This window comes from Thioclava sp. IC9 (assembly GCF_002213225.1).
Classification (GTDB): domain Bacteria; phylum Pseudomonadota; class Alphaproteobacteria; order Rhodobacterales; family Rhodobacteraceae; genus Thioclava; species Thioclava nitratireducens.
This window is the reverse complement of record NZ_NBNX01000001.1, coordinates 246,472-268,856: the sequence shown is the minus strand read 5'-3', so window position 1 is coordinate 268,856 and position 22,385 is coordinate 246,472. Positions and strand designations below refer to the sequence as shown.

Genomic DNA, 22,385 nt, shown 5'->3' with positions numbered 1-22,385 from the left:
TCACTCACCTATGCCGGATACGCGGATTGATCAGACCGTAGAGCAGATCCACGATCAGGTTCACGAACATCACGATCAGCGCGATCATCAACAGCCCGCCCTGCACGGAGGGGTAGTCGCGCCGCGAAATCGAGTCGACCATCCATTTGCCGATGCCCGGCCAGGAGAAGATCGTCTCGGTCAGGATCGCGCCCGCCATCAGCATGCCGACCTGAAGGCCGATCGTGGTGATGACCGGGATCATCGCATTGCGCAGCGCGTGGACGCCCACGACGCGGCGCGGCGGCATCCCCTTGGCGCGTGCGGTGCGCACGTAATCCTCGCCCAGCACTTCAAGCATGGCCGAGCGGGTCTGGCGCGCGATCACCGCGAGCGGGATCGTCGCCAGCACGATCGCGGGCAGGATCAGGTGGCTCAGCGCCGAGGTGAGCGCGCCGGACTGCCCCGACATCAGCGCATCCCAGATCATGAAGCCGGTGCCGTTGGGGAAGTAATACATCAGCGAGATGCGCCCCGAGACCGGCGTCCATTGCAGAATGCCGGAGAAGAGGATGATGAGCAGCAGGCCCCACCAGAAGATCGGCATCGAATAGCCCACCAGCGCCGTGCCCATCGTCGCCTGATCGAACCACGAGCCGCGCTTGATCGCGGCCATCACGCCGATCGGAACGCCGATCACCACGGCGAGGAACATCGCGCAGACGCCCAGCTCCAGCGTGGCCGGGAAGAGTGCGAAGAACTCACCGAGCACGGGTTTGTGGGTCACGAGGCTGTCGCCGAGATTGCCATGGGCGAGTTGCCAGATGAACTCGAGATATTGCTGCCAGAGCGGGCGATCGAAGCCCAGCTGATGCGCCAGCTCGGCATGGCGTTCGGGGCTCAGCCCGCGCTCGCCTGCCATCAGCAGCACGGGATCCCCGGGCAGCACCCGAACGAAGCCGAAAGCCACGATCGTGATGCCGATCAGCGTAGGGATCAGCCAGAGGATCTTGCCGATTATGAAACGTAACATGTCACCGGTCCTGTTTGCGGTTCTCTGCGGAACCTTCGTGGAGCCCCTGCCCGCCGCACCCTGTCGCGCCCGCGGTCATCGGTCTCCGATGTTTGGCCCCTGAAAGTATTGCGAGGCGCCCGGTCTCCCGGACGCCTCAATCAGACGGGTATTCTCAGGATCACTCCGAGATGTCCACCCCATAGAAGTCGTGACCGCCCAGCGGGCTCATCACGTAGCCGGTGACCTTCTTGGACATCGGCATGAACACGGTCGAGTGGGCGATGGTGTCCCACGGCGCCTGTTCCTTGAAGACTTCCTGAGCCTCTTTGTAGAGCTTGGTGCGCTCGGCCTGATCGTTGCTCTGACGTGCCTTGGTGATCAGATCGTCGAATTTCTGATTGCACCAGAAGGCACGGTTCGCACCGCTTTCGGCCGCCGAGCAGCCCAGCAGAACCGCGAGGAAGTTGTCCGGGTCGCCGTTGTCGCCGGTCCAGCCGAGAATCACCGCGCCGTCACGGCTCGGGTCTTTCGACTTCTTCAGGTACTCGCCCCACTCGTAGGAGACGATGTTCGCCTTCACGCCGACCTTGGCGAGATCCGACTGCATCAGCTCCGCGGTGCGGCGCGCGTTCGGCATGTAGGGCCGCTGCACGGGCATCGCCCAGATGTTCATCTCGAGGTCCTTCACGCCGGCATCCTCGAGCATTTTCTTAGCCTGCTCAGGATCGTAGGCGTCGTCCTTGATGTCCTTGTTATAGGACCACATGGTCGGCGGGATCGGGTTCTTGGCAACCTGACCCGCGCCCTGGAAGACCGCGTCGATGATCGCATCCTTGTTGATCGCCATGTTCAGCGCCTTGCGGACTTCGACCTTGTCGAACGGAGCCTGCGTGGTGTTGTAGGCGAGGTAGGCCACGTTCAGACCGGGCTGCTCGTCGACCTTGATGTTCGAGTCGTCCTTGAGCGCCTGGATGTCGGCCGGCGCCGGGTACGGCATGATCTGGCACTCGCCCGCCTGCAGCTTCTGCATGCGCACCGCCGGATCGGGGGTGATCGCGAAGATCAGGTCGCCGACCGGGGTCTTGCCCTTGAAGTAGTCCGGATTCGCCTTGTAGCGGATCACGGCGTCCTTCTGGTAAGCCACGAAGGAGAACGGACCGGTGCCGACGGGCACGTTGTTGATGTCGGCCTTGCGGTCTTCGCCGGCGAGCTTGTCGGCATATTCCTTCGACAGGATCGACGCGAAGTCCATCGCGAGGTCGGCGAGGAACGGCGCGTTCGGCTCGGACAGGGTGAACTTCACCGTGTAATCGTCGACTTTCTCGATCGATTTGATGATCGTCGGCATATCCATGCCGGCATAGTATTCATAGGAAACGCCCGGCGCGTAAGCGTAATAGGGGTTGTCCTTGTTGCCCTGACGGTCGAACGAGAAAATCACGTCATCGGCGTTGAAATCGCGGCTCGGGGTGAAGCCCTCGACCGAGTGGAATTTCACGCCCTTGCGCAGGTTGAACGTGTAGGTGAGGCCGTCATCCGAGACGTCCCAGCTTTCCGCGAGGCCCGGTTCGATCTCGGTCGTGCCCGGCTTGAATTCGACCAGCTGGTCATAGACCGGGTGCGAAGAGGCGTCGAACGTCGTCCCCGAGGTATAGGGCGCGGGATCAAAGCCTTCCGGCGACGCTTCCGAGCAGTAAACGAGCGTCTTGGCGCCGGCCCCGCCTGCGGTCATCATCACCGCGGCAGCCCCCGCCAAAAGCATCGAGCGAATGGTCATGGTCTGTCCTTCCTGTTGGTTGGTCTTCTCGTGTGTGCCGCCGCCCCCTCAACGGTCGCGCGGACGCGACGTCGTGGGACGGTTCAAACACAAACTGGTGAGGAGTAAATCGTGCTTTGATCACGTGGTCAATGAATGCCGTGACGTCGCGGGTCACGAGCGGGTGAAGCTTTCGTGCGTCCGAGGCACGGGGTCACGCCGCAGCGCGCCGTTCACCGCCTCAATCGAGCGGGATCACGTCCACCGCCTGCGCGCTTTGCTGACCGCCCGCCCCGCGCATCGCGCCGCGCAAAGGCGGCACGTCGTCATAGTCGCGGCCATAGCCGACGGTGATGTAATCCTCGCCCGCATATTGATCGTTCGTGGGGTCGAATTCGATCCAACCGGTCTCCGCCCCCGCCCATGCGCGCACCCAGGCATGCATCGCATCCGCGCCTTCCAGACGCGGTTGGCCGGGCGGCGGATAGGTTCGCAGGAAGCCCGAGACGTAGCCCGCAGGGATGCCCACCCCGCGCAGGCAGGAGATCATGATATGGCTGAAATCCTGGCAGACGCCGTGGCGGTTCGCGAATGCCTCCGCCGCGGGCGTGTTCACATCGGTCGCGCCCGCATCGAAGCGCATCTCCCGGTGCAGCGCACGCCCCAATGCCTCGATCGCGCCGCGCGCGGTCTGGCCCGGCTGCAACTGCGCCCGGGCGAACTCGGTCATCGCCTTGGTCGGCGAGGCGCGGCGCGAGGACGCGAGGAAGTGATGCGGCGCGTCGGGCGCGAGGCTGCGAAATTGCGCGATCTCCTGCGCCAGTTCCTCGCGCGGCGACGACAGGTCCAGCCCCGGCTCCGCCAGCCCGCGCTCAATCTTGGCGTTCAGCGTCACTCCGATCTCGGCGACCGGCGCGTGCCAGACCGCCGAGGTCATGCCATTGCCGAAGAAATCGCGCGACTCGTGACGCTCGTCGGGCGGAGGATCGAAGCTGAGCACCCGCGATGTGACGGTTTGCAGCCCCGCGATGTCCGAGGGTAGCACCCGTAGCAGGGTCCGCGCATGATCCGATGGCGCGTTATACCTGTAGGTCAACTTCAGCTTCACCTCGTAACGCATCGGATTACCTCAGATATTTCTGCGACACGAGATCGGAGAGCCGGAACAGGTCCGACCGGATCTGCCGCAACATCTGCGGCGTCACCTCCTCGGGCTCGATCACCGAGAGCTGGGTGCGCAGCGGCATGAGCGCGCGCAGCAGATCGCCCGGACGCCCGGCGACCTCCGCACCGGGAAGTTCATCAAGAAGCGCTTTCAAACCGTTGATATGGAAAAGAATTGCGCGCGGATTGGCGGCGTCGAGCACCAGCAGGTCCAGCACCGTCTCCAAGTTGGTGCGCACCCGGTAGCGGCGCTGGTGGGTGATGACGCTGTCGGCCACCTCCACCGCCAGATCGAGCGCTCCTTCCGGTGCGTCCTCGGCGGTGAAACGGATCAGCAGCGCGGCCAGCCCGTCGGCGCGCTCCAGCGCCCGCCCGATCGACAGGAAGCGCCAGCCCTCGAAGCGATACATGTTCTCGTGCACGAGCCCGGAGAACCCCGTGATCTTGCGCAAAAGCACCCCCATCGCGCGGGCCGCATCGTCGCCGGGGCGCGCGGTATTTACCATCTCCCGGGCGGTCTTCGACAGATCCTTCAGCGCGAGCCAGCCATCGGTCGAGAACCGGTCGCGCACTTTCGACGCGCAGGCCTGCGCCGCATCGAGTCGCTGCAACAGTGCGTCAGGCACGGGCTGGGAAATGTCGAAGCCATGCGCTCCGAGAAATTGCGCAAGCCGTGCCAGCCGCGGGTCTTCCGGGCTGCCTGTCGCGGCGAGGCGCAGGTGATAGGCGCGGATCACCCGGATCGAGTCTTCGCAGCGCTCGATATAGCGGCCGAGCCAGTACAGGTTGTCGGCGGCGCGCGCAGGCAGCGTGCCGGGGATCTTGCGCCGGAAGGTGCCAGTCTGGCGCGGCGCGATGCTCGCCGAGGGCACCGGCTTGTCCGAGACGATCCAGACATCGGCCACCGCGCCGCCTTGCTGCATCGAGAGCGCGGTCGCATCGCCTTCTGGCCCGATCCGGGCATAGCCGCCCTTCATGAACTGCCAGCCCTGCGGCGTGCGCGCCGCAAATACGCGGACCGTCATCGGACAGGGCCGGATCGCGCCGCCGCCCTCCCCGTCGTCATGCCATGCGGGCGTCGTCGACAGAGTCACCGCCTCCTGCCCCACGAGCTTGCCGCCCTCGGCCTCCAGCCAGTCCGCGATCGGCGCCTCCGCCCCCGAACGGAACTGCCCGCCCAGCGCGGTCGCGGCATCCAGATCGAACGGGAGATCCACCGCCATCGCGGGGCCGATCATCATGTTGGCCGCATTGGCGCGCACATGGGCACGCTCGGACGCGCCGCCGCACCACCATGTCGCGATATTGGGCATGGCGAGCGGCTGACCGGTCAGCACCCGCGAGATCTTCGGCAGGAAAGCCATCAGCGCGCGGGTTTCCAGCACCCCTGCGCCCAGCGCATTGACCATCGCCAGATTGCCTTCGCGCACCGCCTCCATCAAACCGGGCGTGCCGATCTGCGTGGCGGGATCGAACTCCAGCGGATCGACGAAGCTCGCATCCATCCGCCGCCAGAGGGCACCCAGCGGCTGTGGCCCCTCGATCGTGCGGACCATCGCCTCGCCGTTCTGGACCAAGAGATCCTCGCCTTCGAGAAGCGAAAGACCGAGGTAGCGCGCGATATAGGTGTGCTCATAGTAGCTGTCATTGGCCGGGCCCGGCGTCAGGATCGCGGCGCGGCGCATATCGCCATCGGCCCGCCCCGCCAGCGTCTCCAGCGCGGCGCGGAAATCACCGAAGAAGGTGGCGAGCTTGTGGATATGATCGCGCGGGAAGCTCTCGGGGAAGATGCGCCCCGTGGCCATCCGGTTCTCCAGCGCGAAGCCTGCCCCCGACGGCGCCTGCGTCCGATCCCCCAGCACGAACCACGACCCGTCCGGCGAGCGCCCGATCTCGAAGGCGAGGAAATGCAGGTAGTTCCCCCCCTTGGGCGGCACCCCCACCATCGGGCGCATCCAGTGCTTATTGCCCGCGATGAGTTCCGGCGGCAGGTGTCCGTTGGAGACCAGCATGCCAGGCCCGTAGAGATCGGCCATCACCGCCTCGAGCAGATCGGCGCGCTGTGCTAGCCCCTCGCAGATACTCGACCATTCGCTTTCATGCAGCACGACGGGAATATGGCTAAGCGGCCATTCGCGTTCGGCCAGAACGTCGTTGGAATATTGCCGGTAATAGACGCCCGCGTCGCGCAGGTATTGATTGCCGCGCTCGAACCGCTGGGGGATTTCCCCCGGTTCGAGCTGCAGGAACTTCTCCACGAAGGGCCGCCAGACCCGCCGCATCGCGCCAGAGCGTTCGAACAGCTCGTCGGCCACGCCGGGCACAGGCGCATAGCCCGCCAGAAGTGGGTGCTGTTCGAGCGGGCTCGCAGCGTCGGGCGTATCGGGGCTTTGCATAGGGTCTCCGTTAGGCTCGGATCAACTCAGCCCGACAGGACGTCGCAGGTCAAGCGTCAGGGGAAACTCCGGATGCGGGGTCTCCGGTTCCGGACGATAGGCCCCCGGCGTGTGACCGTGCCCCTCGAAGCGCGCCAGTCGGCGGGCTTCCGCCTCGTTGCCGTTCACCGGGAAGGTATCGTAGTTGCGCCCCCCCGGATGGGCCACGTGGTAGACGCAGCCCCCGATCGCCCTGCCCGTCCAGTCGTCATAGATGTCGAAGGTCAGCGGCGCATTGACCGGCAGCGTCGGATGCAGCGCCTCTGCAGGTTGCCATGCCTTGAACCGTACTCCCGCGACCGAGACCCCGCTCTCCTGCGTCCGCGCCAGCGGCACGGGGCGACGGTTGCACATCACCTTGTAGCGGTCCTGATGGAGCGAAGTCATCTTCACCTGCAGACGCTCCACCGAGCTGTCGGTATAGCGAACCGTACCGCCAATGGCGCCGGTCTCCCCCAACACATGCCACGGCTCCAGCGCCTGACGGATCTCCATGTGCACGCCTTCCGCCTCGATCTGACCGCAGAAGGGGAAACGGAACTCCGATTGCGCCTCGAACCATTGCGGATCGAGATCGAAACCGTGGCGGCGCAGATCGGCGAGCAGATCGGTGAAATCCTCCCACAGGTAATGCGGCAGCATGAAGCGGTCATGCAGCACCGTACCCCAGCGCACCGGACGCCGCTCTACCGGTGCATTCCAGCACCGCGCGATGATGGCCCGCAACAGAAGCTGCTGGGCCAGCGACATGCGCGGGTCCGGCGGCATCTCGAAGCCGCGAAATTCGACGAGGCCAAGTCGCCCCGTGGGCCCGTCGGGCGAGAACATCTTGTCGATGCAGATCTCGGCGCGGTGCGTGTTCCCGGTGACGTCGGTCAGCATGTTGCGCAGCAGCCGGTCCACCAGCCACGGCGGCGGGACGTTGCCTGCCTCGGGCGGATGGATCTGGCTCAGCGCGATTTCCAGCTCGTAGAGCGTATCGTGCCGCGCCTCGTCGATCCGCGGGGCTTGGCTGGTCGGACCGATGAACAACCCTGAGAACAGGTAGGACAGCGACGGGTGCCGCTGCCAGATCAGGATCAGCGATTTCAGCAGATCGGGACGACGCAGGAAGGGGCTGTCGAGCAGCGTCTCTCCGCCGACAACCACATGGTTGCCGCCCCCCGTGCCGGTATGGCGCCCGTCGATCATGAACTTGTCGGCCCCCAGCCGGGACTGGCGGGCCTCCTCATAGATCGCCTCGGTGGTGGCGACGCAGTCCTCCCAGCTATGAGCGGGATGGATATTCACCTCGATCACCCCGGGATCGGGCGCGACCCGGATCACGTTGAGGCGCGGGTCATGCGGCGGGGCGTAGCCTTCGATATGGATCGGCAGCCCCATCGCCTTGGCGCTTTCCTCGGCGGCGGCGATCAGTTCGAGATAGTCCTCCAGATCCTCGGTCGGCGGCATGAAGACGCACAGCCGCCCGTCGCGCGGCTCGACCGAGATCGCGGTGCGCACGACGCCGTCGATCGTATCCAGATCCTGCTCCACGATGGTCTGGCCCGGCTCGGCCGATTGCGCCTCGGAGACGGGCTGGCTGTGTTCCTCGGTGGGCTTGTCGACCAACCCCTTCGCGACGGCCTTCTCCATCTCGGCATGGAAATCGGGCAAATCGCCTTTGGGCAGCGAGGTATCGGTGACGTAGTGATAGGGATATTGCGCGGGCGGCACATAGGGCAGCGCGCCCAGCGGCAGACGGAACCCGGCAGGGCTGTCCCCGGGGATCAGGAACAGCTTGCCGCGCCGGGTCTTCCACTTCTCCGAGCGCCAGCGATGGCCGGGCTGCGCCTTGGCCTGCCAGCGCTGCACCGGCAGGATGTAGCCCGTGGGCGTCTCCAGCCCGCGATTGAAGACCCGAGCGAAACGGGCGCGATCCTCGGGGTTCTTCAGCTTGCTGTCTTCGGGCGTGACGTTCTCTGGCAGGTTGCCTTCCTTGAGCATCCATTCAGCCGGGTCTTCATAGGCGGGCTGCGCGTGATCGGGCTCGATCCCCAGATGCTCCGCGATGCCGCGCATCAGCGTGCCGGCCTCCTCCGGCCCCGCGCCGGTCTTGTCGCCCTCCTTGGCGATCAGATCTTCGTCGCGCCAGATCGGCTTGCCGTCGCGCCGCCAGTAGAGCGAGAAGGTCCAGCGCGGCAAGCTTTCGCCCGGATACCATTTGCCCTGCCCGTAATGCAGAAAGCCCCCCGGCGCGAAGCGGTCGCGCAGCCGCCGGATCAGCTCATCGGCCAGCGCGCGCTTTTGCGGGCCCACGGCGGCGGTGTTCCACTCGTCGCTCTCGAAATCGTCGATGGAGACGAAGGTCGGCTCTCCCCCCATCGTCAGGCGCACATCGCCCGCCTTCAGGCTTTCATCCACCTTGCGTCCCAGCGCATTGAGCCGGCCCCATGCCTCGTCGGAGAACGGCTTGGTGATGCGAGGATGTTCGGCCACCCGGTCCACCGTCATGTCGAAGGCGAAACTCACCTCCGGGCTGCCGACCGAGGAAAAGCCCCCCGAGATCGGGGCGGCGTTGCGGAAATGCGGAGTGGCGGCCAGCGGGATATGGCTCTCCCCGGTCAGCAATCCGGACGTCGGGTCCAGACCGATCCAGCCCGCGCCGGGAATGAACACTTCGCACCACGCGTGCAGGTCGGTGAAGTCGTGATCGGTGCCAGACGGCCCGTCGAGCGCCTCCAGATCGGGCTTCAGCTGGATCAGGTAGCCTGAGACGAACCGCGCCGCGAACCCCAGATGCCGCAGTACCTGAACCAGTAGCCACGAGCTGTCCCGGCACGAGCCCGAGCATTTCTCCAAGGTCTCCTCTGGCGTCTGCACGCCGGGATCCATGCGGATCGTGTAATCGACGACCTTCGAGATATGCGCATTGAGCGCGACAAGAAAATTGACCGTCCCTTTGATCGTGTAGTCGATCTCGCCGATGAACTGCGCCAGACGCGGGCCCTCCGGCTCGGGCGTGCGGTAGATCGACAGATCGTCGCGCAGCTCCTCGGGATAGTCGAAGGGCCATTCCTCGGCATATTCCTCGGTGAAGAAGTCGAACGGGTTGTAGACGGTCATATCCGCCGTGAGGTCCACTTCGATCTTCAGCTCGGTCACCGGCTCGGGAAAGACGAAGCGCGCAAGCCAGTTGCCATAGGGGTCCTGCTGGTGATTCACGAAATGCCCGCCGGGCGAGACCTTGAGCGAATGCGAGATCACCCGGGTGCGCGAATGCGGCGCAGGCCGCAGGCGGATGATCTGCGGGCCGAGCGTCACCGGGCGGTCATATTGGTAATGGGTCAAGTGATAGATGCTGGCATGGATCGCCATAAGTCTCGCTCCCGCAATAGGATGTCGCGTTTCTTCACGATGACGGAGCGAGGGCATCGGTGAAAGGAACAATTTCGAAAAATACGCCCTGCCCCTGCTTATTGCGAAATCGAACGCCCAATAATGAGGCAGGAAGCGCGCCGGCAAATTATTTCCGATTATTTCACTCAGGCATTGACGCCTTCGTGAACCGCCGTTACCTCTTCGCTCACGAAAACGCGAATGGAGACTTCAATGACCCGGACCCTCGCCCTCGCCCTGATGGGCACGGCCCTCGCCACGCCGACGCTTGCGGATGTGAACATCTACTCCCACCGCCAGCCCGAACTGATCCAGCCCGTGCTCGACGCCTTCACCGAAGAGACCGGGATCGCGGTGAACATCGCCTATGTCGAGAAAGGCATGGTCGAGCGTCTCAAAGCCGAGGGCGACCGCTCCCCCGCCGACCTGGTTCTGACCGTCGATATCGCGCGGCTGAGCGAAGTGGTGAATGCGGATGTGACGCAGGCGGTCGAGAACCCGGCGCTGCAAGACGCGATCCCCGCCGAATTCCGCGATCCGGAGAACCACTGGTTCGGCCTGACCTCGCGGGCGCGCATCGTCTATGCCTCGAAAGAGCGCGTGGCCGATGGCGAGGTGACGACCTATGAAGACCTCGCCTCCGAGAAATGGAAGGGCCGCATCTGCACCCGCTCCTTCACCTCGGATTACAACGTCGCGCTGACCTCCGCCTATCTCGCCCATCACGGCGAAGAGGCGACCAAGGAATGGCTCGAAGGGCTGAAAGCGAACCTCGCCAAGACGCCCGAAGGCAATGACCGCAGCCAGGTGAAATCGATCTGGGCGGGCGAATGCGACATTTCGCTGGGCAATACCTATTACATGGGCCAGATGCTCGCCGATCCCGAGCAGGCGCAATGGGCCAATTCCGTGCGCATCACCTTCCCGGTCTTCGAGGAAGGCGGCACGCATATGAACGTCTCGGGCATGGCGATGACCAAATCCGCGCCAAACCGCGACGACGCGCTCAAGCTGATGGAATTCCTCGTCTCCGATGAAGCGCAGGAAATCTACGCTCAGACCAACCACGAATTCCCGATCAAGCCGGGCGTTGCGCGGTCCGAGCTGGTGCAAAGCTGGGGCGAGTTCACGCCCGACACGCTGGACCTCGCGAAGCTGGCAGAACTGCGCCCGACCGCGCTGAAGCTGATCGACGAGGTCGATCTCGACGGCTGATCGCAGGCGTGCCTCCGAAAAGAGAAAGCGGCGTCCAGAAGGCGCCGCTTTTTTCATTCTCGCAAAGGAGCGAACCGAACCGTTTACTGGGCGGCGATCTGCAACGCTTCGTCGGGGCCGATGCGCACGCCGTCGATGGCAGCCATCTGCTCCAGATCCTGCTCGTAGCGGCGCTGCAGCGAGACCCGGTCGAGCGCGTCGAACTCCGCAATCGGCGTGCCCTGCGGCTGATGCTCGTGGAACCGCGCCAGACGGCGTTTCTGCTTCGGTCCGATCACGACGCCCGAATGATGCAGACGCTGCATCATCGCAATCACCGTATCGGAATGGTTGGGTTCGGCATCGGGCGCGGGCTCGAGCGACGCGCCCGGCACCAGCGCCGCCAGCGTCTCGCCGATCTGCGAGCCATGCGGCAAGACGATGATCTCGCGGGGATCGAGCCCCGCCTTCAGATCACGCACCACGTCGACCCAGCGACGCGGGCGCGCCATCAGGCGCGGCGTCAGCTCGGCGAAGGGCTTGAGCGGGCGGCGGGCGGCGAGGTCACGCCAGAGCGCCGGGTAATAGTCTTCATAGCTCGGCGCGTAGAGCACCACGCGACCGACCGTCCCGGCCAGCGCTGCGCGAAACCGCTCGGCCCGTTCCTGGGCTCGGGCGAAGAGGTGATAGAGCCCCGCCGCCGCATCGCCGATCAATTGCGAATCAAGATGGACACGGCCACTGGCTGCTGCACCGATCACGGCCTGCCCATAGCCTGCGCGGGCCAGAGCGTCCTGTCCGCAGCCAAGCGTGCGGGCCATCCGGCCACTCATCCCCCCCGAAGCGGGCGCTGCAATGAAAACGTGATGCTGGTTCATGTCTGGGTGTCCTTCCCTGCAGCAATTTGTCTAAAGACCGAATGTGGCCAAATGTGGCCGGTGGCTGGAAAGCTTCGGGGCGAACACACGCATAGGTATTGTTGATTTGGTGCGCCTCACCGTCATCCGCCCCCATATCTGGACATCGCCGCGCCTCCGCGCCAAGGTCGCGCGGAACCCACGAAGGAGGCGAACATGGCGCGCAAGATCATCATCGACACCGATCCCGGACAGGATGACGCGGTGGCGATCCTGCTGGCTCTGGCCAGCCCCGAGCTGGAAGTCCTGGGCATCACCTGCGTCGCCGGAAACGTGCCGCTGCCGCTGACCTCGAAGAACGCGCGCGTGGTGTGCGAACTTGCCGGACGCACGGATGTGCCGGTCTATGCGGGCTGCGACCGGCCGCTCGCGCGCGAACTGGTCACGGCGGAATATGTCCACGGCAAGACCGGGCTCGACGGGATCGAGTTACCCGCGCCTCAGATGCCGCTGCAGGACCAGCATGCGGTCGATTTCCTGATCGAGACGCTGCGCGACCATCCCGCCGGCAGCGTCACGCTCTGCCCGCTGGGCCCGCTCACCAATATCGCGACCGCCTTGCGCCGCGCCCCCGATATCGCCGAGAAGATCGCCGAGATCGTGCTGATGGGCGGCGCCTATTTCGAGGTGGGCAACACCACCCCCGCCGCCGAATTCAACATTCATGTCGACCCGCAGGCCGCCGAGATCGTTTTCACATCCGGCGTGCCTCTGGTGGTGATGCCGCTCGACGTGACGCATAAGGCGCTCACCACCCGCGCCCGAGTCGAAGCGTTCCGCAATCTCGGCACCCGCGTCGGTCATGCGGTCGCCAGCTGGACCGATTTCTTCGAGCGCTTCGACATGGCGAAATACGGCTCCGAGGGCGCGCCGCTGCACGACCCATGCGTGATCGCCTATCTGCTCAAGCCCGACCTGTTCACAGGGCGGCATATCAATGTCGAGATCGAAACCACGTCGGAGCTGACCATGGGCATGACGGTCGCCGACTGGTGGCGCGTGACCGACCGGGCGCCGAATGCGATGTTCATGGGCGATCTGGACGCGGAAGGGTTCTACACGCTCCTGACCGAGCGCATCGCGCGGCTGTGACAGCTGGGGGGGGGTGCTGCCCCCGCGCTGACGGCCCTTCGCTTGCGCTTCGGGCGTTCGCCGGGGCGTCCTTCCACTGGAAGGCCGCTGATCCCGCCTCACCCCCGGGATATTTGGGCCAAGCCGAAAGTGACTGCCTGCGCATGAGAAAGGGGGCCGAAGCCCCCTTGCCCGTCTTACTTGTCTTCCACCGTCGCCTTGACGATGTAATCGGGATCCTCGACCACGCCGTTGCGCGCCGCGTCGCCCTTCTTGATCTTGTCGACCACGTCCATGCCGCTCACGACATGACCCACGACGGTATATTGACCGTCGAGATGGGGCGCGGGGGCGAACATGATGAAGAACTGCGAATTCGCCGAGTTCGGATCGGCGGAGCGGGCCATGCCCACGATGCCGCGCTGAAAGGAGATGTTCGAGAATTCCGCCGGAAGGTCGGGCAGATCGGAGCCGCCCATCCCGGCCATGGAGGTATCTCCGCCCTTCTTGCCGAATTGCACATCGCCCGTCTGGGCCATGAAGCCGTCGATCACGCGGTGGAAGACGACATCGTCGTATTTGCCTTCCTTGGCGAGCTTCATCAGGCGTTCGGCGGCTTTCGGGGCCTTGTCGGTGAGCAGGTCGATCACGACCTTGCCTTCGGCCTGACCGCCGATCTGCAGCACGAGCTTCGGCCCGCCGGTATCCGGCACGCCAGAGCTGTCTTGCGCGAAGGCGGCGGGCGCCGAGACGACGAGGCTCGCGGCGACGGCGAGGACGGTGCGGCGCAGGATATTACGCATCGGCGGCCACCTTCACCGAGATCATCCGGTCGGGGTTCGCCGGCGGCTCGCCGCGCGCGATCTTGTCGACATGCTCCATCCCCGAAATCACGCGGCCATAGACCGTGTATTGACCGTTCAGGAAGTGGTTGTCCTTGAAGTTGATGAAGAACTGCGAATTGGCCGAGTTCGGGTTCTGCGAGCGCGCAGCGCCCAGCGTCCCGCGATCATGCGGCAGCTTCGAGAATTCCGCCGGAAGGTCGGGATATTGCGACCCGCCCGTGCCCGCACGGCCCGGATTGTAGTCCTTTTCCATATTGGCGTTCGCGACATCGCCGGTCTGGGCCATGAAGCCCTCGATCACGCGGTGGAAGGCCACGTTGTCATAGGCGCCGTCACGGGCGAGTTGCTTCATGCGCTCGGCATGTTTCGGGGCGACGTCGCTGAGCAGCTCGATCACGACCGGCCCGTCCTTGAGCTCGATGATGATCGTGTTCTCGGGATCCTTGATATCGGCCATTGGGTCCTCCGTTGAAATTTGGGCCGACCATAGGAGCGAGGCCCTTGCGCGGCAAGGACAAAGCGCCGCAGTTCGGTCCGCCGTGTTGACGCGACCCATCGCCGCAGGCAAGAAGAACGCAAGCCGCGGGAGCGGGCCACATTCGCGATGGCCCCCTGCGCAGATTGGGAGAGTGATATCATGGCTTGGAAAACCCTCGACGAGGTCGATCTGGACGGCAAGGTCGTGCTGGTGCGCGTGGATATCAACGTGCCCGTGGAGAACGGAAAAGTGACCGACGCGACGCGGATCGAGAAGATCGTGCCGACCGTGCAGGACATCATGTCGAAGGGCGGCAAGCCGGTGCTGCTGGCGCATTTCGGGCGCCCCAAGGGGCAGGTCGTGCCGGAGATGAGCCTCGAGCCGCTGGTGCCCGCGCTGGAGAAGGCGTTCGGCTTCCCGGTGAAATTCGCCAAGGACTGCATCGGCGGCCCTGCGAAGGAAGCCGTGGGCGCGCTGCAGAAGGGCGAGGTTCTGCTGCTGGAGAACACCCGTTTCCACGCCGGCGAAGAGAAGAACGACCCCATGCTGGCCGCCGAGATGGGCGCGCTTGGCGAGGTCTATGTCAACGACGCCTTCTCGGCCGCGCACCGGGCGCACGCATCGACCGAAGGCATCGCGAAGATCCTGCCCGCCGCGGCCGGTCGCCTGATGGAGGCCGAGCTGAAAGCCCTCGAGGCGGCGCTTGGCGATCCCGAGCGTCCGGTGACGGCAGTCGTGGGCGGGGCGAAGGTCTCGACCAAGCTCGACCTGCTCGGCAATCTGGTGGCGAAGGTCGATCACCTGATCATCGGCGGCGGCATGGCGAACACCTTCCTCGTGGCGCAAGGCATCGACGTCGGCAAATCGCTGGCCGAGCGCGACATGGCCGACACGGCGAAGGAGATCATGGAGAAGGCCAAGGCTGCGGGCTGCAAGATCCACCTGCCCGTCGACGTGGTCGTGGCGCGCGAGTTCAAGGCGGGGGCCGAGAACGAGACCGTGGCCAATGACGCCTGCCCCGCGGATGCGATGATCCTCGATGCCGGACCGAAATCGGTCGAGGAAATCAGTAAGGTCTTCGAGAACTCGCGCACGCTGATCTGGAACGGCCCGCTCGGCGCCTTCGAGATCGCACCCTTCGATGCGGCGACCAATGCGGCGGCGGCGAAAGCGGCCGAGCTGACGCGCGAGGAGAAGCTGATCTCGGTCGCGGGCGGCGGCGACACGGTGGCCGCGCTCAACAAGGCCGGTGCGGCGAAGGATTTCTCCTATATCTCTACCGCTGGCGGTGCCTTTCTCGAATGGATGGAAGGCAAGGTCCTGCCCGGCGTGGCGGCGCTCGACCAGCAAAGCTGAGCCGCGCGCCCTGAAAACGGGCGGGAGACAGGAAAGAGCAAACGGATCGGGCCGGGGCTGCGAAAGCGCCCCGGCCTTGTCTTTTCGCGCAGCGTTTCAAGGCGCGCGAGGGCGGGGCCGGCGAGGACACGCCAAAATGCGCGCCGTTTCGATATGTTAGCGTCACCAGCGTTGCATCGCCCCGGCGCGGAAACTATCCCTTCAGACGACCCTATATCCCGCAGGAGGAATTCCCATGTCCAACGCCAAGCAGACCGAGCAGATGCGCGAGGGCAACGGCTTCATCGCGGCCCTCGACCAGTCGGGCGGCTCCACCCCCAAGGCGCTGCGGCTCTACGGCATCGAGGAAGATGCCTATAACAGCGAAGACGAGATGTTCGACCTGATCCACCAGATGCGCTCGCGGATCATCAAATCCCCCGCCTTCACCGGCGAGAAAGTGGTGGGCGCGATCCTGTTCGAGCAGACGATGGATCGTGACATCGACGGCACCCCCACCGCCACCTATCTTTGGGAAAAGCGCGGCGTGGTGCCCTTCCTGAAGATCGACAAGGGCCTCGAGGCCGAGGAGCACGGCGTGCAGCTGATGAAGCCGATCCCGAACCTCGACGCTCTGCTGGAGCGTGCCGTGAAGGCGGGCATCTTCGGCACCAAGGAGCGCTCGGTGATCTCGGCGGCCAATGTCGGTGGCATCAAGGCGATCGTCGATCAGCAGTTCGAGCTGGGCATGCAGGTGCTCAGCCACGGCCTCGTGCCGATCCTCGAGCCGGAAGTGACGATCTCGATCTCCGACAAGGACGAGGCCGAGCAGATGCTGCTGGCCGAGATCCTGAGCCATCTCGACGCAGTGCCCGAGGGCAAGCAGGTGATGCTGAAGCTCTCGCTGCCGACCGAGCCGAACCGCTACAAGCCGCTGGTCGACCACCCGAAGGTGCTGAAGGTCGTGGCGCTCTCGGGCGGCTATTCGCGCGACGAGGCGAACGAGAAGCTGGCCAAGAACACCGGCATGATCGCGTCCTTCTCGCGCGCGCTGACCGAGGGCCTCTCGGCCCAGCAGTCGGACGAGGAATTCAACGCGATGCTGGAAGATGCGATCACCTCGATCCATGCGGCGTCTGTGGCCGGGTAAGATCGGTTACCGATCAAGGGGCTCTGCCCGATTCATAGCTGCCGGTTGGACACCTCCGACGCCGTGTCGGAATGGAGGCAACGGCATGCGCATAGCCGCTGCCGCGCCGATGGGATCGGTGGGCAGACGATGAACGCTGAGAGGGCGCGGAACCTACCGCGCCCTCTTTTTCTTGTTGCCAGACCTAAGGCGCGGCAGCCCCTTTTCATGCTCGGCGAGCCTCCACGCGGAGCCCGCGCAAAGCGGGTCTGTCGTGTCTCTTGCGGCGCGTTCGCCTTGGGGTTCGCACCGGTGAAACAGCGCAGAGCGCTGGCGTGGTCGCCGCCGCCATGCATATCCACTCCCCTTGCACCGCGATTCCGCGCGGTTTCGTTTCTCCGATCGAGACGGCGGCAAATTCAGCGGCGTCTTTAGGGAAGCCTTAAGGCGGCGTTGCTATGCCTCGTGTGACCGCTTTGTTCCCGGCCCAAGAAACACGAGGTCTCGTTCATGCAACCGACTCCCGATGCCTCCGGCTCGACGTTACGGGGCTGGCGCCTCCGCAACTTCCCCGATTGCGCCGCGATCTCGGGCGCGAGGCTCCGGTCATCTCTTTCCGCGCGCGCTTTCCGAGACGCCTTCGAATTCCGACTGAGGTTTCAATAGATGACACGCAGTATTCTGGTGGTCGACGACTCCCTGTCGGTCCGACAAATGATCGCCACGACCTTGAAGAGCGCTGGCTACGACGTGGCCACTGCGGTGGACGGGCAGGACGCGCTGGACATCAGCCGGACCCGTAGCTTCGATGCGGTCATCACGGACCAGAACATGCCACGGCTCGACGGGCTGGGGTTCTGCCAGGCATTCCGGGCACGCCCCGCCAACCTCGGCGTGCCGATCGTCTTCCTGTCGACCGAAACCGCAGCCGCGATCAAGGACAAGGCCCGCGCGGCGGGAGCCATCGGCTGGATGGTGAAGCCGTTCGACCAGCAGAAACTCCTTTCGGTAATCGGCAAGGTGGTGGGGACATGATGGACGAAGACTCTCTCGACACCTTCCGCGCGGAGGCCGAGAGCCTCGTGGAAAGCCTGGAGCAGCAGTTGCTGGCCTTGCAGGACGCCCCGGGGGACCGTGGGCTGATCGACGGGGTTTTCCGCGATCTGCATACCCTCAAGGGATCCGGCGCGATGTTCGGGCGCACCGACATCGCCGGTTTCCTGCATGACTTCGAGACGGCATTCGTTGCCGTACGTGAGGGGACGGTGCCGGTGGACGAAGACCTGATCACGATCAGCCTCGCGGCGCGTGATCACGTCGCTGGCCTGCTATCCGGGGCTGCGCGCGATGACGGCAACGCCATCCTCAAGCGGCTCGCCGACCATCTCACCTCCGACGCTCCGCCGGCCGCGCCCGGCAGGCACCTGCGTTTTTTCCTGCCACCGGACACGCCAACGCTGGGCGGCCGACCAGAACTGGTACTGGAGGAATTGCAACACCTTGGCGCGGCGCAGATCCTTGCCTTGACGGACGAGATTCCGCCCCTCGATGCGCTGGACCCGCTGCAGCTCTACCTCGGATGGGAGGCGTGGATCGACTCAACCGCGACCGAGGACGATATCCGCGGCGTCTTCCTGTTCCACGAGAACGGCCTCCGCCTCGAACTCGAGTCGTCGGAGCCGGCGGACCCCCTGCCCCCGCAACGCGCGAGCCAGGAATCTGCGGCTCCGGAACAGGAACCCGCAACCGATCCGGCGCCGGCCCGGCCCGCGGAGGGGGCAAGCCGCGGCTCCGGTGCGCTCATGCGGGTGCCGGCCGAGCGCCTCAACGACATGATGGACCGTGTCGGGGAACTGGTGATCGCAGAGGCCCGGCTGATCGAACTGGCCTCACAGTCCGGCGACCCCGGGCTGATCGCGGTGGCCGAAGACATTCAGCGCCTGACCACGGCGATGCGCGACACGACGATGTCGATCCGCATGACCCCGATCGGCGCGATCACGGGACGCTTCCGCCGGCTGGTCCATGATCTGACCGGCAGTCTGGGAAAGTCGCTCACTTTCACGGTCGAGGGCGAGGAGACCGAGCTGGACAAGACCGTTGTCGAGCGGTTGACGGACCCGCTCATGCATATCATCCGCAACGCCGCCGACCACGGCCTGGAGGATGCGGCGACCCGGCGCGCGATGGGTAAGCCCGAGACCGGAGAAATCCGGTTGAAGGCCCGCTACTCCGGGGCCGAGGTGCTGATCTCGCTTGGCGACGACGGACGCGGTCTCGACCGTGCCGCGATCCGCGACCGGGCCGTGGTGCGCGGGCTGATCGCCGAAACCGCCGAGCTGAGCGACGACGCGCTCTTCCAACTCATCTTCGTCCCGGGCTTCTCGACCGCCGCCACGGTAACCGAACTGTCGGGGCGCGGAGTCGGCATGGACGTGGTGCGCCGCACGATCGAGGCGCTGCGCGGGACGCTCGAGGTCACGAGCGAACCCGGCCACGGCACGACGGTTACCCTGCGCCTGCCGCTGACCCTCGCCATCGTCGACGGTCTGCTGATCGAGGTGGCGGACGAACGTTTCGTGATCCCGCTGGCCGCAGTCGATGAGATCGTCGAGCTTCCCGCCGAGATGGCGATGCCCGACAGCGGCAACGCATTTCTCGACATTCGCGACAGCCTGGTGCCCTTCCTGCGCCTGCGCCATCTGCTGGACAGTCCGGGCGCCCCCGGCCCGCATCAGAAGGTGATCGTCGTGACCAGCAGCGATGGCCGCGTCGGACTGGTGGTGGACCGCATCATCGGCACCAATCAGACCGTCATCAAGCAGCTCTCGCCGCTGCATGCCGGGCTCAAGGCATTCTCCGGCGCGACGATCCTGGGCGACGGCGCGGTGGCGCTGATCCTCGACGTCCCGCAACTGGTCGCGCGCGGCCATAGCGAGGCCGAAACCGGTCAGGAGGCGGCATGACCCTGAACAGCGACCCCCGCGCGCTTGACGGTGATCTCGTCACCTTTCACCTCGCCGGTGAAACACTGGCGGTCCCGACAGCGCAGCTACGCGAGGTACTCGAACCGGGCGCCATGACCCGCGTGCCCGGTGCGCCCGATTTCGTCGCCGGGTTGATCAACGTTCGCGGCGCCGTGGTGCCGCTCGCCGACCTGCGGGTTCCGCTGAGAATGCCGCGCGCCACCGGGGGGATCGCGGCCCGTGTTCTGGTCCTCGATCTCGATCTCGAAGACCAGCGCAGCATTGTCGGCATCCTCGCCGACAGCGTGCATGAGGTCACGCGCATCCCGCCCGAATCCATCGAACGCATACCTCCGGTCGGCAGCCGCTGGCCGCCCCGCTACGTCGCCGCCGTCGGACGCTGGTCCGGCCGCTTCGTCACGATACCCGACCTGTCGACGATCTTCGGCGATTTTCTCATCGGGCGAACCGCCCAACCAGAAAGGCCCGGCGCAACGTCCGCGGGGTCCACACCGCAACCGGAGCATGCCTGATGCGATTTACCTTGAAACTCAAACTGGCCGCCACATTCATTCTTCTGATTGCCCTCGCTGGCACTGGCCTCGCATTCGCGATCCGCGATCTCGGACGCCTCAACGATCGTTTGGGCGAATTGGTCAACAACTCCGCGCGCAGGATCGAATTGTCCCAGCAACTGAATGCCGAGCAGTTGCGCATCCAGCGCAACGTGCGGGAATATCTGCTGAGCGAACGCGCTTCCATGCGGACCGAATTGCGCAGCGAACTCGCGGCCGGGCGAAAGGCCCATGACGCTTTGGTCACCGACCTGCTTGCCCTGGCGACACCCGAGGGCAAGGCGGAAATCGCCACCTATACCGACATCAACGCCAAGCTGCGCGACATCAACAATCGCGCGATGGTCATGGCCGACAACGACGGGGCTTTGTCGGGCTACCGGCTCGTGTCGAGCGATGGACAAGCCCAGTGGACCGAAATGCAGACAAGCCTCGACGCAATTCTGGCTTCCAACCATGCCATCATGGCCGAGGCGATCCGGAACACCGATGCGCTCTACGCCAAAGCGCGACAGACCGTGATCGGGTTGATGATCGCCGCCGTGGTGCTTGGCGCCCTGACAGCCACGTGGATCGTGATGACGATCTCGCGCGGGCTGAATCGCTCGATCGAACTGGCGCGCCGCGTCTCGGAGGGCGATCTGACGCAAACGGCCACGTTGCGCGGCAACGACGAGGTGACCGATCTGCTGCGCGCGCAGAACATCATGGTCGAGAAGCTGCGCGACATCGTCGGCGAAGTTACCGGCGGTGCCAGCAACGTCGCCTCGGGCGCCGGCGAGATGGCGAGCACGTCAGAACAACTCAGCCAGGGCGCGACCGAGCAGGCCTCTTCGACCGAGGAAGCGTCGAGCTCGATGGAGCAGATGACCGCCAGCATCAAGCAGACGGCCGAGAACGCGTCCGAAACCGAGGGCATGGCCAAGAAATCGGCCGAGGACGCCCGGGCTTCGGGCTTGGCGGTGTCGCGCGCCGTAACTGCGATGCAGACCATTGCCGAGCGCATCATGGTGGTGCAGGAAATTGCGCGCCAGACCGACCTCCTGGCTCTCAACGCGGCGGTCGAAGCCGCGCGCGCAGGTGAACATGGCCGAGGCTTCGCCGTGGTCGCTTCCGAGGTGCGTAAGCTGGCGGAGCGCAGCCAAACCGCGGCCGGGGAGATCAGCGGACTGTCTTCGGACACGGTCAAGGCTGCCGAGGATGCCGGCCGGATGCTCGACGGTCTGGTCCCCGACATTGAACGCACCGCCGAACTGGTCAGCCAGATCAGCGGCGCCAGTCAGGAACTGGCCACCGGCGCCACACAGGTGAATCTGGCGATCCAGCAGCTGGACAAGGTCACGCAGGAAAATACTTCGGCGTCCGAGCAGTTGTCGTCGACCGCCGAAGAGCTGTCGGCTCAGGCCGAGACGCTGCGCGCGACGATGTCGCTGTTCCGGCTGGCTGACGGGATGGCCGCTCCCGCCGGGCACGCGGCGTCGTCCACGTCCACCGGCCGCAAACCGCAACGACGGGCATCGACCGCGCAGCCCAAATCGCCACCCAAGTCCGGTGGCTTCGATTTCGACATGACCGTCAGCGAGGACGAGCTGGATGCTCAGTTCACCCGGGCCGGCCGCAACGCTGCATGATCAGACACAAGTCCCACAGCAAGGATGTGAAGACATGACACAGAACCACCGTACCGTCGTCACCTTCGGACTGGCGGACACGCTTTTCGCTCTGCCCGTTGCGCCCGTGGTCGAAATTCTGGACGTGCGGCCAATCACTCCACTGCCCCGAACGCCAGCACATCTGCTGGGGCTGATCGACCGGCGCGGCGCTTCGGTACCGGTGATCGATCTGCGCCGTCTTCTGGGACGCCCCGACTGCGATGACGCGCCAGATACGCGGATCATTGTCTTGGGGCTGCGCGGCGATGGTGACGCCGATCACAGTGTCGGGCTCCGGGTCGACCAGGTAATCGAGGTGACAGAGCTCGACGAGGCTGTCACCCGGCCGCTGGCCGAGGCGGGTTTGCTGAAATGGCACGAATCTATGGTGGCCGGCATCGGTCGGCGTGACGGCGCCTTCGTGACAGTGCTGGATGTCGAAGGGCTCTTCGCGGACGACGTCGCTGTTCTCGCGTCAGCCGCGCTCGCCGCCTGA

17 protein-coding genes are annotated in these 22,385 nt (G+C 65.2%); 9 read left to right on the top strand and 8 right to left on the bottom strand.

Annotated features, from left to right (window positions below; genetic code table 11):
• Nucleotides 1-4 precede the first annotated feature (4 nt).
• The 5 genes from B6V76_RS01170 to B6V76_RS01150 form a co-directional block, all read right to left on the bottom strand.
• Complete coding sequence (locus B6V76_RS01170) at nt 5-1,012, bottom strand: ABC transporter permease subunit (protein ID WP_075774992.1); 1,008 nt, start codon at nt 1,010-1,012, stop codon at nt 5-7.
• A gap of 160 nt (nt 1,013-1,172) precedes the next feature.
• Nucleotides 1,173-2,771 carry an ABC transporter substrate-binding protein gene (locus tag B6V76_RS01165; protein WP_088726456.1) on the bottom strand — a complete coding sequence of 533 codons (1,599 nt, stop codon included), beginning with the start codon at nt 2,769-2,771 and terminating at the stop codon, nt 1,173-1,175.
• 220 nt (nt 2,772-2,991) lie between these two features.
• Nucleotides 2,992-3,870, bottom strand: a complete 879-nt coding sequence (locus B6V76_RS01160) for a transglutaminase family protein (RefSeq protein WP_088724401.1) — start codon at nt 3,868-3,870, stop codon at nt 2,992-2,994.
• A 4-nt stretch (nt 3,871-3,874) separates the two neighbouring features.
• Nucleotides 3,875-6,310 (bottom strand): circularly permuted type 2 ATP-grasp protein, encoded by a 2,436-nt coding sequence (locus B6V76_RS01155; RefSeq protein WP_088726455.1) that lies wholly within the window; start codon nt 6,308-6,310, stop codon nt 3,875-3,877.
• 21 nt (nt 6,311-6,331) lie between these two features.
• Nucleotides 6,332-9,706: a transglutaminase family protein gene (locus B6V76_RS01150; RefSeq protein WP_088726454.1), complete on the bottom strand. Its 3,375-nt coding sequence runs from the start codon at nt 9,704-9,706 to the stop codon at nt 6,332-6,334.
• 234 nt (nt 9,707-9,940) lie between these two features.
• On the opposite strand from B6V76_RS01150, the gene B6V76_RS01145 reads away from it, so the two are divergent.
• The gene (locus tag B6V76_RS01145) at nt 9,941-10,942 is read left to right on the top strand and encodes a Fe(3+) ABC transporter substrate-binding protein (RefSeq protein ID WP_240497782.1); all 1,002 of its coding nucleotides are present in this window, start codon (nt 9,941-9,943) and stop codon (nt 10,940-10,942) included.
• A gap of 83 nt (nt 10,943-11,025) precedes the next feature.
• Here the strand turns inward: B6V76_RS01145 and B6V76_RS01140 are convergent, their stop codons facing one another.
• Nucleotides 11,026-11,799, bottom strand: coding sequence for a hypothetical protein (locus B6V76_RS01140; RefSeq protein ID WP_088726452.1), 774 nt, complete (start codon nt 11,797-11,799; stop codon nt 11,026-11,028).
• 195 nt (nt 11,800-11,994) lie between these two features.
• On the opposite strand from B6V76_RS01140, the gene B6V76_RS01135 reads away from it, so the two are divergent.
• Nucleotides 11,995-12,930, top strand: a complete 936-nt coding sequence (locus tag B6V76_RS01135; protein WP_088723359.1) for a nucleoside hydrolase — start codon at nt 11,995-11,997, stop codon at nt 12,928-12,930.
• 176 nt (nt 12,931-13,106) lie between these two features.
• On the opposite strand, the gene B6V76_RS01130 is transcribed toward B6V76_RS01135, so the two are convergent.
• Both B6V76_RS01130 and B6V76_RS01125 read right to left on the bottom strand, forming a co-directional pair.
• On the bottom strand, nt 13,107-13,712 hold the full coding sequence (locus B6V76_RS01130; RefSeq protein WP_088726451.1) for a peptidylprolyl isomerase: 606 nt from the start codon (nt 13,710-13,712) through the stop codon (nt 13,107-13,109).
• Nucleotides 13,705-14,211 (bottom strand): peptidylprolyl isomerase, encoded by a 507-nt coding sequence (locus B6V76_RS01125; protein ID WP_075775001.1) that lies wholly within the window; start codon nt 14,209-14,211, stop codon nt 13,705-13,707. Before B6V76_RS01125 ends, B6V76_RS01130 begins: the two co-directional genes overlap by 8 nt.
• Nucleotides 14,212-14,391: 180 nt before the next feature.
• On the opposite strand from B6V76_RS01125, the gene B6V76_RS01120 reads away from it, so the two are divergent.
• The 7 genes from B6V76_RS01120 to B6V76_RS01090 all read left to right on the top strand — a co-directional run bounded on the left by B6V76_RS01120 (nt 14,392) and on the right by B6V76_RS01090 (nt 22,385).
• Nucleotides 14,392-15,588 carry a phosphoglycerate kinase gene (locus B6V76_RS01120; RefSeq protein ID WP_075775002.1) on the top strand — a complete coding sequence of 399 codons (1,197 nt, stop codon included), beginning with the start codon at nt 14,392-14,394 and terminating at the stop codon, nt 15,586-15,588.
• 235 nt (nt 15,589-15,823) lie between these two features.
• Nucleotides 15,824-16,717, top strand: coding sequence for a fructose bisphosphate aldolase (locus B6V76_RS01115; protein WP_088718484.1), 894 nt, complete (start codon nt 15,824-15,826; stop codon nt 16,715-16,717).
• Nucleotides 16,718-17,362: 645 nt separating this feature from the next.
• Nucleotides 17,363-17,731 (top strand): response regulator, encoded by a 369-nt coding sequence (locus tag B6V76_RS01110; protein ID WP_088718483.1) that lies wholly within the window; start codon nt 17,363-17,365, stop codon nt 17,729-17,731.
• Nucleotides 17,728-19,662 carry a chemotaxis protein CheA gene (locus tag B6V76_RS01105; RefSeq protein WP_088726450.1) on the top strand — a complete coding sequence of 645 codons (1,935 nt, stop codon included), beginning with the start codon at nt 17,728-17,730 and terminating at the stop codon, nt 19,660-19,662. Before B6V76_RS01110 ends, B6V76_RS01105 begins: the two co-directional genes overlap by 4 nt.
• Nucleotides 19,659-20,195: a chemotaxis protein CheW gene (locus B6V76_RS01100; RefSeq protein WP_075775006.1), complete on the top strand. Its 537-nt coding sequence runs from the start codon at nt 19,659-19,661 to the stop codon at nt 20,193-20,195. Before B6V76_RS01105 ends, B6V76_RS01100 begins: the two co-directional genes overlap by 4 nt.
• 11 nt (nt 20,196-20,206) lie before the next feature.
• Nucleotides 20,207-21,868, top strand: a complete 1,662-nt coding sequence (locus B6V76_RS01095) for a methyl-accepting chemotaxis protein (protein ID WP_346426005.1) — start codon at nt 20,207-20,209, stop codon at nt 21,866-21,868.
• A gap of 34 nt (nt 21,869-21,902) precedes the next feature.
• Nucleotides 21,903-22,385 (top strand): chemotaxis protein CheW, encoded by a 483-nt coding sequence (locus B6V76_RS01090; RefSeq protein ID WP_088726448.1) that lies wholly within the window; start codon nt 21,903-21,905, stop codon nt 22,383-22,385.

Bases quoted from the DNA above. Each gene is read 5' to 3' on its own strand.
- B6V76_RS01170 (WP_075774992.1), bottom strand. From the start codon at position 1,012: ATGTTACGTTTCATAATCGGCAAGATCCTCTGGCTGATCCCTACGCTG.
- B6V76_RS01165 (WP_088726456.1), bottom strand. From the start codon at position 2,771: ATGACCATTCGCTCGATGCTTTTGGCGGGGGCTGCCGCGGTGATGATG.
- B6V76_RS01160 (WP_088724401.1), bottom strand. From the start codon at position 3,870: ATGCGTTACGAGGTGAAGCTGAAGTTGACCTACAGGTATAACGCGCCA.
- B6V76_RS01155 (WP_088726455.1), bottom strand. From the start codon at position 6,310: ATGCAAAGCCCCGATACGCCCGACGCTGCGAGCCCGCTCGAACAGCAC.
- B6V76_RS01150 (WP_088726454.1), bottom strand. From the start codon at position 9,706: ATGGCGATCCATGCCAGCATCTATCACTTGACCCATTACCAATATGAC.
- B6V76_RS01145 (WP_240497782.1), top strand. From the start codon at position 9,941: ATGACCCGGACCCTCGCCCTCGCCCTGATGGGCACGGCCCTCGCCACG.
- B6V76_RS01140 (WP_088726452.1), bottom strand. From the start codon at position 11,799: ATGAACCAGCATCACGTTTTCATTGCAGCGCCCGCTTCGGGGGGGATG.
- B6V76_RS01135 (WP_088723359.1), top strand. From the start codon at position 11,995: ATGGCGCGCAAGATCATCATCGACACCGATCCCGGACAGGATGACGCG.
- B6V76_RS01130 (WP_088726451.1), bottom strand. From the start codon at position 13,712: ATGCGTAATATCCTGCGCCGCACCGTCCTCGCCGTCGCCGCGAGCCTC.
- B6V76_RS01125 (WP_075775001.1), bottom strand. From the start codon at position 14,211: ATGGCCGATATCAAGGATCCCGAGAACACGATCATCATCGAGCTCAAG.
- B6V76_RS01120 (WP_075775002.1), top strand. From the start codon at position 14,392: ATGGCTTGGAAAACCCTCGACGAGGTCGATCTGGACGGCAAGGTCGTG.
- B6V76_RS01115 (WP_088718484.1), top strand. From the start codon at position 15,824: ATGTCCAACGCCAAGCAGACCGAGCAGATGCGCGAGGGCAACGGCTTC.
- B6V76_RS01110 (WP_088718483.1), top strand. From the start codon at position 17,363: ATGACACGCAGTATTCTGGTGGTCGACGACTCCCTGTCGGTCCGACAA.
- B6V76_RS01105 (WP_088726450.1), top strand. From the start codon at position 17,728: ATGATGGACGAAGACTCTCTCGACACCTTCCGCGCGGAGGCCGAGAGC.
- B6V76_RS01100 (WP_075775006.1), top strand. From the start codon at position 19,659: ATGACCCTGAACAGCGACCCCCGCGCGCTTGACGGTGATCTCGTCACC.
- B6V76_RS01090 (WP_088726448.1), top strand. From the start codon at position 21,903: ATGACACAGAACCACCGTACCGTCGTCACCTTCGGACTGGCGGACACG.